Here is a 12,929-nt window from a genome sequence, read left to right as displayed (position 1 = left end):
ATCGCGGCAAATCCGGCTCCAAAATCCATGTGCTCTCCGACCCGGCGGGAATACCTGTGGCCGTGGGAGTTTCAGCGGCCAACACCAACGATGCCGCCGCATTGCGACCGCTGGTGAAGGCGATTCCTGCGGTGCGGTCGCGGCGCGGTCCGCGGCGGCGCAAACCGGGAAAACTGCACGCGGACAAGGCATACGACACCGCCGAACTGCGTCGATGGGTCCGTGATCGCGGGATCGGTGTCCGGATCGCCCGCAAGGGTGTCGAATCGAGCGAGCGCCTGGGCCGGCATCGCTGGGTCATCGAACGAACGATTTCCTGGCTGACCGGCTACCACCGACTCAACATCCGCTACGACCGAAAAGCCACCCACTACCTGGCATTTCTCACCTTGGCTGCGACACTGACCGGCTACAAGAAGCTCGCGAAGGCGAGAACGAAATCATCCACGTGAGACACGGTCTTAGCCGTGCTCACTGGCCCCGATTCGCTCCGGCCGCCCTGGCATCGTCGATGGCATCGGGCAGGATTGGATGCACTCGCCGACGGACCGGCCGAGGTGGTGACGACTCGGGTGTCACCACCCTGGTGTTTCAGAGGTTCACGGTAGTCCGGCCGCGCTCAGCACGGCCGCGATCTTGCGGGTGGCATTCACCAGGGCGGTGAGGATGTCGTTGCCGCCGCCCATTCCGCTGTCATCCTCCCCACGCGAAGATCTTGTACTGGCAGAAGTAGCGGGGCGTGAGAACACCGGAGTGACCAAGTCGGGCGGCAAGTTCCGACACTGCCCAATACCCGAAACCGCACTTTCTTGAGTTGCTCGCCCCTGTGCACGGTGACGAGGCCGGTGGTCAAGAAACGGCATTCCAGACCACCGATCGGTTACCAGTCCTAAGCGAGTGCAACCGACGGTGCAGTTCAGCGTCCGCCATCGGTGCTGATGGTGCTCGGCGGATGTAGGAGCCCAGTGAGTGCAGTTCGATGAGCGCCTGCAACATGGACCACTGGGCCCAGTCCAACAAGTCACGGCCATATGCCTCGGCGAACCGTTTCCGCTCGCTGTCGGGTTGATGAAAGTGATCTGGAATCATCGCGACCAGATCCAGCTCGCGTGGGCCTACACAGCACCCGTCCCAGTCGATGAGCTTCCATTGTGCGCCTTGGCGGATCACATTTTCTGCATGCACGTCGGAATGGATCAACCCGTGCCCCAACGGAAATCGGGTCGCGGTGAACTCGGCGACCACTGACTCGGACCGCTCCAGTAACCAGGCTCGCTCAACGGGATCGAGTGCCGGTGAGCGTCGCGCGCCATCGATCGCGAGCGCTTCCCGCAGTCGAGCCAGCGGACGATAGCGCGGCATGGCGAACGGCGGCACGAGCACACCATGCAGCTGCTGTACAAGCTCGCCGAGCACGTCCGGACCAGGTTGCGTTGGGGTAGGACAGTACGGCCAGAAGGTCGCTACCGCAATGTCAGTGACGACGGGTTGCGGTGCGTGCGTGGGCGCGAGCGCGATGTCAGTCCGGATCGTGTCAAGCCATCGAGTGACGGCGATCGAGGTTTCCGCCCGTCGGCGGCGGACGTCGGTATTCGGTGCCATACGTACGATCAGCTCATCATCCGGCAGCAGATAGACCGCGTTCGAACGTTGATGTAGCAGCCGCGCGCTGCCGCTATCGATACCCAGTAGCGAGCAGACTTCCCGCAGTTCGGTCGCTCCGGGGAGCACGGAATCGGTGGCCACAGCAGCGTTCCCCGGTGCGCTCAGCCGGCCAAATCTGCGAGAACAGTCTGGATATCGTGCCTGAACTCAACAACCTCACTTCGGTTGGAGGTTCGAGCGGCCAAATCGCCCAGGTCTTGGAGCCGTGAAAAGCAGCGCTGAGAGGACACGTCCGCGACGGCCTTGATGGCTTGACGTCCATACCGCAGTGCGGTGGGCAGGTCCCCGGTTTGGAACGCCGCCCCAGCGAGGGTCGGCAAGACAACAGCGCGGCTGCGTGCCTGATCGTCGGTGTGCGCCAGTACTGCGGACGAGAGTCGCTCGACCGCCTCTTGCGCGTACCGAGGCTGGGTGAGAGAGAGTAGGTACAGCGAATGTCCTTGTTGCGCTGCGACTTCGGCATCATTGACGAACCACGCCCAGGGTGGGTTGTTGCCCAGGTTGGTGGTCGCGTACAGCTCCTGTGATTGTGAAAGCGCGCGATGGGCTGGTTCGGCCTCGCCGAGTGCTGCCCAGCACCACGCCATCACCGCCGAGGTGTATCCCGCCGTGATGGTGTTGACCGGATACCGGCGACTGTTCGCGGTTGAGGCGGCGAGCTGGGTCAGCTGTAGTGCGTCTTCGGGGTGGTTCAGATGCAGGGATTGGTGCGCCATATCCAGCAGGATGCTCACCGATAGATCAGTGCTGCGGGGATGGTCTTTACCCTTGTAGGTGGTTCGCAACGCATAAATCCACAGCGCGCGAGCGTGATTGTGCTCTTCTACGCTGGTGGCAGCGTCGTAGGCCAGCCACGCGGTCATGGTCGCCAGCTCCGCAGTCGCGATGTACATGCGGGTACGAATGTCCGAGCTACAGTCGGCATTCTCAAGCGCACAGATTTGATGCAGCTCGGTCAACGCCGCCGCGTGGCACAGCCCGGCACCGTACGCCAGATCCGAGCGACGGAACCCATCGGTGATCGCCTCGACCGCGCGGATATCGGCGCTACCGATGCGCTTGCGGATCACCGGTGTGAACTGCCCCGGCAGCCGATGCCCCAACCGCTCCAACTCCGGACGAAGACTTGCACCGAGTACGGCAGCGGTGGTCAGCACGAGAAAATCGCGTCGCTCCACCCACTCCACCTCCTCGCTCGCCAGGCTACCGGGCAAATCGGACGTGAACCCCAGCAGCCGTGCGGGAATGCCCAGGACCCGCGCAATCCGGGCGGCGATCATCACCGAGGTCAGTCGGCGCAGCCCACGCTCGACGTCGGACACACGTGACTGATTGAGCTCCAGCAGCGCACCCAACTGCATCTGGGACAACCCGGTGCTGGCACGTACGGCAACGAAGATCGCCCCGAAGTCGTAGTCCTGCAAGGCTTTGCACATCTCGGGACGCTCGAAGAACCCCGTCGGAAGAGGGCGGGCGAACCCGGCGCGGCGCGCACACGATCCACAGAGCGCGCCACTGATCTCACCAGGCACAATCTCGCCACACGAGTAACAGACTCGTTCGCGAACACCCATTGTCGCCGCCTTGTTTTCGGCCTCCCCCGACTCCGTGCGCACAGCATATGCGCAGTGCTCGACCGGTACTCGCAATCGCGACATCTTCACCCTGCCAAAGCAATACCCATTGGGGTTAGCTCCGCTGGGTATTGGGCCGCGCCATCGATCCGGCGATGGTGAGAGCACCGATCCGGTTCCAGCACCAGCCTCGACTAGATCGGCCCACCACGCATTCAAGGGCAGGAGTCGCTCTGGTGAACACTCATCGTTCCGTCCGCGTCGCAATTGTGGGGCAGGGGTTCGTCGGCTTGCCAGTCGCCATGCTGGCCCAGGGCGCCGGACATACCGTCATCGGGTTCGACACCGATCCCGACCGTGTACTTCGGCTCAAGGCCGCCGACTCCTACGTCAGCGATGTGTCTTCGGAACGGGTACGCGAAGCGCTCGACAGTGGCCGCTACCTTCCTACCTGCGATCCCGATGATCTGGCGGAGTTCGATATCGCGCTCATCGCTGTTCCCACCGCGCTCGTCGATGACCAGCCCGATCTGCGCTATATCGACGCAGCCAGCAAAACCCTCGCGACCTATGTGCGCCGCGGGTGCACGGTGATATTGGAATCGAGCACCTACCCCGGCACTACCGAAGAGGTCGTCCAACCGATCCTGCAATCCTCCGGATTGCGGGCAGGCAAGGACTTTCACCTCGGCTACTCCCCCGAACGCGTCAACCCCGGAGCAGGACTCGATGCTATCGCCCGCGTCCCGAAAGTCGTCGCCGGGATCGATCCCCGCTCTCTCGATGCAACAGCGGCGTTCTGGCAGGGCCTGGTTGACACGGTGGTGCTGGCCCCCAATATCCGCACCGCCGAGTTCACCAAGCTGGTGGAGAACAGCTTTCGCCTGCTGAACATCTCCTTTGTCAACGAACTCGCCCGCGACGCGCCCACGCTGGGGGTGTCGATATGGGACGCGTTGGCACTCGCGGCGACAAAACCGTTCGGATACATGGCATTTCAGCCGGGTATCGGCGCGGGCGGGCATTGCTTGCCTGCGGATGCGGCGTATCTGTCCTGGCGGCTGCGCAAAGCCGGGCGCGAATCCTCGCTGATCGAGACCGCGACCCGAATCAACCAGGAGCAACCCGCCGTCGTCGCCGCACGCATCCTGGCCCGGCTTCGACGGCCCACAGCGTTGGAACGATCCGGACAGGTGCTGGTGATCGGAGTGACCTACAAGCCCGATATCGCCGACGTTCGTGAATCCAGCGCCCTGAAAGTGGTGGAGCTGCTGCGCGAGCAGGGTGCACAGGTGCAGGTCATGGACCCCTATGCCACCCATTTGGCCGGTGTTCACCTCGATCTGAGCACAGAACTCATCGCCGAGGCGGCGATCGTCGCACTGCTGGTGGCACACCAGTGCCTGGACTACGAGCTGATCCTGACCGCCCGCCATGTCTTCGACGCCTGCGCGGTGTTACCGCCCGGCCCAACCATCGAACGTCTCTGAGCCCCAACCCAGTTCACGAGAGAAGAGGAATCATGAACCCGAAACATGTTGTGGTTACCGGAGGGGCCGGATTCATCGGCTCGCACGCTTGTCGCGCCCTGCTCGACCGCGGGGACGCCGTGACCGCGATCGACAACCTGAGCACCGGTCACCTGGCGAACCTCGACGATCTGGCCAGTCATCCGAAATTCGCACTGCGCCAAGCCGATATCACCGCGGCCTCGACGTTCACCGACCTCGATACGGTCACCCACATCCTGCACCTGGCCTGTCCCGCGAGCCCCAAGGCCAACACTCGGATGCCGATCGACACCATCTTGGCAGGCACCGTGGGCACGGTGAACGCGCTGGATATGGCCGCGCGCACCAACGCGCGCATCGTGTGTGTGTCCTCCTCGGAGGTCTACGGCGACCCCCTCGAGCATCCCCAGCCCGAAACCTATCGCGGCAACTGCGATCCGATCGGACCCTACAGCGCCTACACCGAAAGCAAGCGCGTCCTGGAAGCCGCGTGCGCGGCACACCAACGCCAAGGCACCCGCGTGGGGATCGTGCGCCCGTTCAACGTCTTCGGCCCAGCTATGTGGCCCGAAGACGGGCGGGTGGTGTCCTCGTTCTGCGCGGCCGCGCTCCGGGGAGAAACCCTCTCGGTCGCCGGTGGCCGCCAAACCCGATCGTTCACCTATATCGCGGACTTCATCACCGGCCTGATCGCGATGCTCGACAACGAAAGTTTCGGGCCGATCAACCTCGGCGACCCCACCGAGATCACCATCGGCGAACTCGCCGCCCTGGTCATCGAAGTCGCCGGAACCGGCGAAACCGCGCGCACGCACAGCCGCGACGCCGAAGTGAGCGTGCGACGCCCGAATATCACCCGCGCGGAAAACTTGCTCGGCTGGCACGCCAGCACCCCCTTGCGAGAGGGCCTGCGGCACACTCTGGAATGGATGGCGCCACTGGTGAGCATGTCGGCGGTGCCGCGATGAGCACGGTCAACTTCGTTGTTCCGCCCAGCTGGAAGACGGTCGCGAACATCACCGAACTGAGCTGCCAGGCCGCCACCGTCGGGGAGGCGATCACCTGGTTCGCCGAGCAGTATCCGACCCTGCGCGAGCGGATCCTCACCACCACCGGCCGCCTAGCTCCTTGGACGCTGGTGTGCTTGAACAACATCGACATCCACACCCTGCAGCAACTCGACACCCCGCTCACACCCGTGGTGGTCGAGATCCATCTCATCGGCGCGCTGATGGGAGGCTGAGATGCACGACATGATCGAAATCCCCTCCGCCACCGTCCAGATCGGGGCACCCGAGCACCACCTGGACGAGGTCGCCCGGCAGCAGCCCTACGGGCGCAGCTGGTTCGAAGACGAAGCACCACAACACATCCGACACATCCCGACGTTCTGGATCGATCGTCTTCCAGTGACCAACGCCGAATTCGCCGAGTTCACCGAACAATCGGGGCATCGCACCGGCGCAGAACAGCGCGGATTCGGCCTCATCTACGGCCGCGACTACTGGCAGGACGTCCCCGGAATCTGCTGGCGGCAACCCGCCCCCGGGGTCGACGCGCTCACCGCGTTGCCCGATCACCCGGTCGTGCACGTCGATCACACCGACGCCCTCGCCTACGCCGCCTGGGCCGGCAAACGCCTACCGACCGAGTTCGAATGGGAATACGCCGCCCACGGCCCAACCTGGACCGCCTACCCGTGGGGCAATAGCTGGAATCCGGCCGTCGCCAACAGCGCCGAGCATTGGGCAGGCCCGATCGCGGACCTCACCGCATGGAAAACCTGGTGGGCAGAGCGCCACGCTCTACACGGAACCTTGCCCGCCACAACGAAAGTCGGCGAGTTCTCCCCCGCTGGGGACTCCGAATTCGGTGTCGCCGACCTCGCGGGCAACGTCAGCGAGTGGACCTCGAGTTCCTATGGCGGTTACGACCCGTTCAGGCGCTACGACCCCGCGTTGACCGCTGCTATGCTCCACCGCTATCGCGTCGTGCGCGGCGGGGGCTGGAAACACATGAGATGGCAGGTCCGCACCACCGAACGCATGGCTTGTATCCCACGGCACAGCTGCTTCGATCTGGGGTTCCGCTGCGCCACCGACGCCCGACCCGACAACCAGCAAAGGGGATAACCCAGTGCGCGCACTCATCACCGGCGGAGCCGGATTCATCGGCTCACACCTCCTGGACCGCCTGGTGGCCGACGGCCATCAGGTCAGCGTCATCGACAACCTCTCCAGCGGCGACAAATCCCGCATCCCCGACACCGTCACCCTGCACGTGGTTGATATCCGCGACGCCGCCGCCGTCACCGATATCGTCACCGCCGAAAAGCCTTCGGTCATCTACCATTTGGCCGCCCAGATCAGTGTGCGGCACTCGGTCACCGAACCCCGATTCGACGCCGAAACCAACGTGCTCGGCACCCTGAACCTCATCGAAGCCGCCCGCGCCGTGTCCGCACGTATCATCATGGCCTCCACCGGCGGAGCGATGTACGGCGACGGCGTCCCGATGCCCACACCCGAAACACAACTCCCCAAAACCCAAGCACCCTACGGGATCTCGAAATACTGCGCCGAACAGTACCTGTCCCTGAACAACCGGCTGTACGGCGCGAACCACCTGTCGCTTCGATTGGGCAATGCGTACGGTCCCCGCCAGGATCCCCACGGCGAAGCCGGAGTCGTCGCAATCTTCTGCGGCCTGATCGCCCGCGGACAGACTCCGACGATCTTCGGCGACGGCACCCAGACCCGCGACTATGTGTACGTCGCCGACGTCGTGCAGGCATTCCTCGCCGCCACGACCTACACCGGCACCGAATCGGTGCTCAACATCGGCACCGGCAAAGGCACCAGCGTGCTTGAGCTCCTGGACGCAGTGAATCAAGCCGCGGGCACCACCATCATCGCCAACCACGCACCCGCCCGCGCCGGTGAATGGAAACACGGCGCGCTCGATTCCGCCCTTGCCACAAAGGAACTCGGCTGGAGCGCGAGCACCACCATCACCGACGGAATCCGCCACACCTACGAGCAACTCACCGCCTGACCCCGCCCCGGGCTGGTCCTGACCACCCAGGACCAGCCCGCCGGGGACCAGTGCATGATCTGCCCGGAAAGGGGCACCGATGCTCGTGGACTGGAGCCGCCAGCGTGTGCTGATCATCGCCCCGCACCCTGATGACGAGGCAATCGGATGCGGCGGCCTGATCAGCCGCGTCAAACACCACGGGGGACAGGTATTCGTGCTCTGGGGCACGATCGCCGATATCGCCGACTTCACCGCCACCGGCCACTCAACAGCTGACGAACGACGCCAGGAAATGGCCGCCGCGCAAGCATTCTGGCCGCTGGACGGCCACCACCTCGCCCTGCCGGGCGACCACTACAACCTGCACCTGGACACCATCGCGCGCGCGGACCTGATCGACCTCATCGAACGCGGCGACCACCCGCTCGCGCTCGCGAACCTGCGTCCCACCGTGGTCGCGATCCCCGACCCCGCCAGCTACAACCAGGACCACGCTGCCCTCGGCACCGCAGCGATCAGCGCCCTCCGGCCTGGGCCCGACACCTACCGGCCACAACCCGACCTCGTCCTGATCTACGAGGAAGTTGGCGACCCCTGGACCGCCGAGGCACCGGTCACCGCACCAGAGTTTTTCCTCGCGCTCACCGACACCGACCTCGACCGCAAAATCGCCGGACTTCGCCTGCACCAGAGCCAATGGCGCTCTCACCCCCACACGCGTTCCGAGCAAGCACTACGCGGCCTCGCTGCCGTCCGAGGGGCCCAATCGGGCCACCAGTGGGCCGAGGCTTACCACTGCTTACGAGCCAGAACCTAGCCCCCCGCCGGCCAACTAGAGCTCAACATGAATCACAACCAGCCCTATAGGGACGCATTCGGGCAGGCACTGCTCGACGAGCTGGACACAGGCGATGTCTTCGAGATCACCGAACGCGACGACGGATACATCAGCGCACGTCCGATCCACCGCTATTTCGCCCAATACCCGCACTGGTCAGATCTGGAAACCGCCGCCATCGATCTGTTGCGAGTCCTCCTGCCCGACCCTATCGAGGCCGGAATCACCGGCGCCGCGATGGTGTGACAGTGCCGTAATTGCCCGACTCCCATGGCGCGCACGGCGTTTCCGGAACCGGCCCCCGCGACGCGGTGCCGTAGGGTCGACTCCATGTCCGCTGGCAGTGAATCGCAGGCAACCGACCGGGGCGCCGTGATCGCGGTGCCCGAGACGGTGCGCACCGAATTGCGGCGCGGCGTGCGCAGTGTGCTGGTCGATACCGCCGCATTACACCTGGTTCGGGAACGATTCGACGATGAGCAAGCCGGATCGCTGCGCCGGTATCTCGAGGCGTCGCAGTCCGCGAACACGTTGCGCGCCTACCGCACCGACTGGATCGCGTGGGCGGCCTGGTGCGTGGCCGAGTCGCGCCAGGCGCTGCCCGCCGACGCCCTGGATGTGGCGGTGTACCTCGCCGCGGCCGCCGACGCTCGCCGCCCGAATGGTGAATGGGCTTTCAGCGCAGCCACTTTGGAGCGCAAGTCCGCTGCCCTCGCCGCCGTGCACGCCGCCAATGGGCTACCGTCGCCCACTCGCGCCGATGTCGTGCGCCTGACCCTGCGCGGTATCCGCCGCACCCGCCGCACCCAGCCCAAACGCAAGCGCCCGGTGCTGCTGCACACCCTCGATCAGTTGCTCGCCGAACTCCCGGCCCCCGGCTGGCCCACCGAACCGGCCCGCCGCCGCGACACCCTGCTCCTGCTCGTCGGATTCGCGGGAGCCTTGCGCCGCAGCGAAATAGCGGGCCTGGCCATCACCGACGTGCGCGTCGACACCGACCACACCAGCGGTGAACCCCTACTGCTCATCCAACTCCCCACCACCAAAACCGACCCCACCGGCATCACCGGCCAACGCGTGGCCCTCCCCCGCGGCCAACGCCCGCACACCTGCCCCGTCTGCGCCTTCGCCGACTGGATTCGCCTGCGCGAGAACCACATCGCCGACTTCACCACCCTGCCCGCCTGGCTCTCCGCCAACCCGGCCGACTCCCGCATCCACCGCTGCCACGGCTTCACCGGCACCACCCTCACCGACCCCGACCTCCCCCTCTTCCCCGCCATCTCACGCCACGGCGGCATAGCCGACTCCCCCATCTCCGGCCGCGCCGTAGCCGAACTCGTCAAACGCTACGCCGCCCGAGCCGGCCTGGACCCCGACCTCTTCTCCGGCCACTCCCTCCGCGCCGGCTTCGCCACCCAAGCCGCCATCGGCGGAGCCAGCGACCGCGAAATCATGCGCCAAGGCCGCTGGTCCAACCCCCGCACCGTGCACGGCTACATCCGCACCGCAAACCCCTTGGAAGACAACGCCGTAACCAAACTCGGCCTGTGACAGTGAGACCTGCGGAATAGCGCCGGATGGTCCTTCACCGCCGAAACTTCGACACCCGTTGACTTCTCCCGACTACATTCCGGGCGGCAGACGACGCAGTTCGTCGGGAAATCCGTATCGCTCAGCCGCGGTTCTCGCATCCGCTGCCGCTTGCTCGGCGGCGGCGTGATCGCCACGCAGTTGGTGTAGCAGTACGAGATTCACCAACGCCGACGTTTCACCACGTCGGTCACCAAGGTCGTTGTATCCGGGTATGGCATCGGACAGATACTGGAGCGCGGTTTCGAACTCGCCGAGATCCTGGTGGGCGAGAGCGAGATTCGTCAGTGTCTGCACACCGATACTGGGGTCCAAGGCCCAGTTCATGTCGATGCGCAAGACCTGTTCGTAATTGTGGATGGCCTCGCGGGGATGACTAGCAGATCGTTGTGCGTTGGCAACGCCACCGACGGCGGATGCGACGCCGCTGTAGTCGCCGAGTGCTTGAAATAAGTGGACGCACTCGGCATGCATATCTTGTGACTGCTGCGGCTCTTCAAGTCCGAGTAATACGATAGCGAGCCCGTGTGTGGCCGCCGCGAAGTTCCTTTTGTCGATGTCGCGCAGTAGTTCCCGGGCCGCGCGGTAGTGTTCCTCCGCTGTCGGAAGGTTATCCTTCTGCACGGCGAGATTGCCGAGATTGTTCAGTGCGAGCCCGCGATCGTGGTCGTCGCGCGCACACGCGATTGCCACTTGGTACGTGAGGCCGGCCTTCTCCCAGTCGCCTCGATCCTGGTGGACAGAGCCAATCTGGCACATGATGGTCGAATCGAGCGGAATCTCGGCCTTCCGAAACGCGACGAGACTGGCTGTGTATGCCTTGATGGCGTTTCGTTTCTCGCCGATGCGGTCATAGAGCCAGCCTTCGGCATAACGGACGACACCGACATCCTGGTGGTCCTTCGGATCGATTGTCGTCCGAATCGCGTGGGCAAGCTGGCGGCAGAGTTCGTACTGGCCGCTCTGCCGCAGTTCACCGAACCGCGCGGCCCAGACATCCAGGCCCGCCATGGATTTGCCGTCGAGTTTGCGCCGCACGAACTCGATGAAGCTTTCCAGTTGCTCGGTCAGCTCGGAATCATTCATTCGGGCTTCCACCCTTCCTGCCGAAATACGCTGTGAGAGTGGCCTCGAGCTCGTTGAACCTGATCTCGCCGGAGACGCGCAATCGCGCCTGAAGTAGCTCCCTGATCTTGTCGTGCAGGACGACGCCGCGGCGACCACGAGAGACGAACGAGTGCGAACTGATCGCCTCGAATAGCACTCGCGCGTCCGACGTGGATGCTCCGGTCAACACGTGGATGATTTCCGGATTGATCCATGGCGCGATCGAACAGGTGACGAGGGTCTCGCGGATGGGCACAATCGTGGCTTTGCTCAAAATGCGATCCAGCAGCCAGCCGGCGATGACGTCACGGTCCACATCGTTCCGCAGTTCGCCGATCGCCTCCCACCCACCGGATACCGCCGCCAAGGCCCGCGCCAGAAACAGCAGCAGTGGGTATCCGCCGGTCACCCGATGAACCTCTTGCAGCGCAGTGGTATCGGTGAGCCCATAGTGGCGCAGATAAGTGAGGGCGTCGTCTTCAGCGAGCTCGGGCAGCGGCCGGGCACGAAAAACTTCACCATGCTCGACCCAATCGGCATTGGCGTTGTCGAGTTGGTCGCGACCCAGGATCACCAGACCTACCTGTACTGGCAGTCTGGGTACGACGACATTGCATACCCAGTCGTCCCAATGACCGACGTCTTCGTATGTATCCAGCAGTAACGTCGTTGTGCCGCAACCGGCGTCGTCGATTGCGCGTAATCCATCGCAGAACGCGTCCGCAAGGGTCCGGCGCGCGTTATCTCGATAGCTGCTGAAAGCGAATCGGCTCGCCAGCACCTTGCGTAAGGCCAGCGAGGCGCCTTCGTCCGCATCGGGAAGGTGAACGCCGTCGAGAGCCCGTCCGGTCGGAGCGTAGAGACCCCCGATGTCACCGGCACTTCGCACCGCGCCCTCGGCCAGATCGTAGTCGCGAAGTGCGCTGCGGAAGGCATCGAGCTCGGGCCGGTCGATGGTCGCGGCGAGCGCACCCAGAATCTCGGCGGCCATATGGGGTTGTCCCGGTTCGGAATCCCGGAGATTCGCGATATCCGCGTAGCCGAGTACCGAGCCCGCTCCTCGGCCGAAGCTGACGAGTCTGCGGAAGACCTCGGACTTTCCGATGCCGCCCGGCCCGAAGATGTTGATCACCTGACACCCGGAGCGCTCCGCTCGGAATGCCGCGAACTTGTCGACCTCGGCGTCACGGCCCACGATGAGGTTCGCCGATCGCCGATCCATGGGAAGCGGAGCCCTGTCCGGAATATCCAAGGGAGACTTGCGTTTCGCTTTGGCTCGGCGACCCGGTTTCACGGCGCGGGCCGCCGCGGCCGTGCTGTACGCGTGATTGATGGCCCCATCACCGAATTCGACGCACACGCATTTCATCGTCAGGCGCAATGCCTTCACTTTTGCCGCATCGGGTGTCCGCTCCCCTCTGGACCACGCACTGAGCGCGGTGGAGCTGGTGTTGACCGACCGTGCCTTCAGTTCGGTCGCGACTTTCGCGAGCGTCTTCGTGACCCGGTGCTTCTCGCTGAGATAGTGGGTCACGATGTCGGCGACAGTCGGGGTGGACGCCACATCGACCTCCAATGGTGCGCAGCTCTCGACACAATGGATCG

Annotated in this window: 14 protein-coding genes; 9 read left to right on the top strand and 5 right to left on the bottom strand. The window is 64.5% G+C overall.

Going from position 1 to position 12,929, the window contains the following annotated elements:
* A partial coding sequence (locus GFY24_RS33530; protein WP_153809124.1) for an IS5 family transposase occupies nucleotides 1–452 on the top strand: 452 nt, incomplete at its 5' end.
* A gap of 147 nt (nucleotides 453–599) precedes the next feature.
* On the opposite strand, the gene GFY24_RS33525 is transcribed toward GFY24_RS33530, so the two are convergent.
* The 3 genes from GFY24_RS33525 to GFY24_RS33515 form a co-directional block, all read right to left on the bottom strand.
* On the bottom strand, nucleotides 600–773 hold the full coding sequence (locus GFY24_RS33525; protein ID WP_153809123.1) for a hypothetical protein: 174 nt from the start codon (nucleotides 771–773) through the stop codon (nucleotides 600–602).
* A gap of 76 nt (nucleotides 774–849) precedes the next feature.
* On the bottom strand, nucleotides 850–1,746 hold the full coding sequence (locus GFY24_RS33520; protein WP_309231641.1) for an aminoglycoside phosphotransferase family protein: 897 nt from the start codon (nucleotides 1,744–1,746) through the stop codon (nucleotides 850–852).
* Between the two features lie 20 nt (nucleotides 1,747–1,766).
* Nucleotides 1,767–3,101 carry a helix-turn-helix domain-containing protein gene (locus tag GFY24_RS33515; protein WP_194853117.1) on the bottom strand — a complete coding sequence of 445 codons (1,335 nt, stop codon included), beginning with the start codon at nucleotides 3,099–3,101 and terminating at the stop codon, nucleotides 1,767–1,769.
* A gap of 374 nt (nucleotides 3,102–3,475) precedes the next feature.
* On the opposite strand from GFY24_RS33515, the gene GFY24_RS33510 reads away from it, so the two are divergent.
* From GFY24_RS33510 to GFY24_RS33475, 8 genes are all read left to right on the top strand, one after another.
* Entirely contained in the window at nucleotides 3,476–4,729 is a 1,254-nt protein-coding gene (locus GFY24_RS33510) for a nucleotide sugar dehydrogenase (protein WP_194853116.1), read from the top strand.
* Nucleotides 4,730–4,761: 32 nt separating this feature from the next.
* Nucleotides 4,762–5,718: an NAD-dependent epimerase/dehydratase family protein gene (locus GFY24_RS33505; protein ID WP_153809119.1), complete on the top strand. Its 957-nt coding sequence runs from the start codon at nucleotides 4,762–4,764 to the stop codon at nucleotides 5,716–5,718.
* Nucleotides 5,715–5,993 (top strand): hypothetical protein, encoded by a 279-nt coding sequence (locus tag GFY24_RS33500; RefSeq protein WP_153809118.1) that lies wholly within the window; start codon nucleotides 5,715–5,717, stop codon nucleotides 5,991–5,993. The genes GFY24_RS33505 and GFY24_RS33500 overlap by 4 nt, the downstream gene beginning before the upstream one ends.
* A 1-nt stretch (nucleotide 5,994) precedes the next feature.
* The gene (locus tag GFY24_RS33495) at nucleotides 5,995–6,882 is read left to right on the top strand and encodes an SUMF1/EgtB/PvdO family nonheme iron enzyme (RefSeq protein ID WP_153809117.1); all 888 of its coding nucleotides are present in this window, start codon (nucleotides 5,995–5,997) and stop codon (nucleotides 6,880–6,882) included.
* A 4-nt stretch (nucleotides 6,883–6,886) separates the two neighbouring features.
* Nucleotides 6,887–7,804 carry an NAD-dependent epimerase/dehydratase family protein gene (locus GFY24_RS33490; protein ID WP_309231640.1) on the top strand — a complete coding sequence of 306 codons (918 nt, stop codon included), beginning with the start codon at nucleotides 6,887–6,889 and terminating at the stop codon, nucleotides 7,802–7,804.
* Between the two features lie 79 nt (nucleotides 7,805–7,883).
* Entirely contained in the window at nucleotides 7,884–8,603 is a 720-nt protein-coding gene (locus GFY24_RS33485; RefSeq protein ID WP_153809116.1) for a PIG-L deacetylase family protein, read from the top strand.
* A 27-nt stretch (nucleotides 8,604–8,630) separates the two neighbouring features.
* Complete coding sequence (locus GFY24_RS33480) at nucleotides 8,631–8,870, top strand: hypothetical protein (RefSeq protein WP_153809115.1); 240 nt, start codon at nucleotides 8,631–8,633, stop codon at nucleotides 8,868–8,870.
* 84 nt (nucleotides 8,871–8,954) lie between these two features.
* On the top strand, nucleotides 8,955–10,178 hold the full coding sequence (locus tag GFY24_RS33475; protein ID WP_153809114.1) for a site-specific integrase: 1,224 nt from the start codon (nucleotides 8,955–8,957) through the stop codon (nucleotides 10,176–10,178).
* Between the two features lie 72 nt (nucleotides 10,179–10,250).
* On the opposite strand, the gene GFY24_RS33470 is transcribed toward GFY24_RS33475, so the two are convergent.
* Both GFY24_RS33470 and GFY24_RS33465 read right to left on the bottom strand, forming a co-directional pair.
* A complete protein-coding gene (locus GFY24_RS33470; protein WP_153809113.1) occupies nucleotides 10,251–11,303 on the bottom strand; it encodes a tetratricopeptide repeat protein in 1,053 nt (350 codons plus the stop codon).
* Nucleotides 11,296–12,888, bottom strand: coding sequence for an ATP-binding protein (locus GFY24_RS33465; RefSeq protein WP_153809112.1), 1,593 nt, complete (start codon nucleotides 12,886–12,888; stop codon nucleotides 11,296–11,298). The genes GFY24_RS33470 and GFY24_RS33465 overlap by 8 nt, the downstream gene beginning before the upstream one ends.
* Nucleotides 12,889–12,929 lie beyond the last annotated feature (41 nt).

The organism is Nocardia sp. SYP-A9097 (genome assembly GCF_009649815.1).
Lineage (GTDB): Bacteria > Actinomycetota > Actinomycetes > Mycobacteriales > Mycobacteriaceae > Nocardia.
The sequence above is the reverse complement of the archived record's forward strand: the minus strand, read 5'-3'. Positions and strand labels throughout refer to the sequence as shown.

Excerpts from the sequence above, each read along its gene's own strand:
- GFY24_RS33470 (WP_153809113.1), bottom strand. The coding sequence starts at position 11,303 with ATGAATGATTCCGAGCTGACCGAGCAACTGGAAAGCTTCATCGAGTTC.
- GFY24_RS33480 (WP_153809115.1), top strand. The coding sequence starts at position 8,631 with ATGAATCACAACCAGCCCTATAGGGACGCATTCGGGCAGGCACTGCTC.
- GFY24_RS33495 (WP_153809117.1), top strand. The coding sequence starts at position 5,995 with ATGCACGACATGATCGAAATCCCCTCCGCCACCGTCCAGATCGGGGCA.
- GFY24_RS33485 (WP_153809116.1), top strand. The coding sequence starts at position 7,884 with ATGCTCGTGGACTGGAGCCGCCAGCGTGTGCTGATCATCGCCCCGCAC.
- GFY24_RS33475 (WP_153809114.1), top strand. The coding sequence starts at position 8,955 with ATGTCCGCTGGCAGTGAATCGCAGGCAACCGACCGGGGCGCCGTGATC.
- GFY24_RS33515 (WP_194853117.1), bottom strand. The coding sequence starts at position 3,101 with ATGTGCAAAGCCTTGCAGGACTACGACTTCGGGGCGATCTTCGTTGCC.
- GFY24_RS33505 (WP_153809119.1), top strand. The coding sequence starts at position 4,762 with ATGAACCCGAAACATGTTGTGGTTACCGGAGGGGCCGGATTCATCGGC.
- GFY24_RS33500 (WP_153809118.1), top strand. The coding sequence starts at position 5,715 with ATGAGCACGGTCAACTTCGTTGTTCCGCCCAGCTGGAAGACGGTCGCG.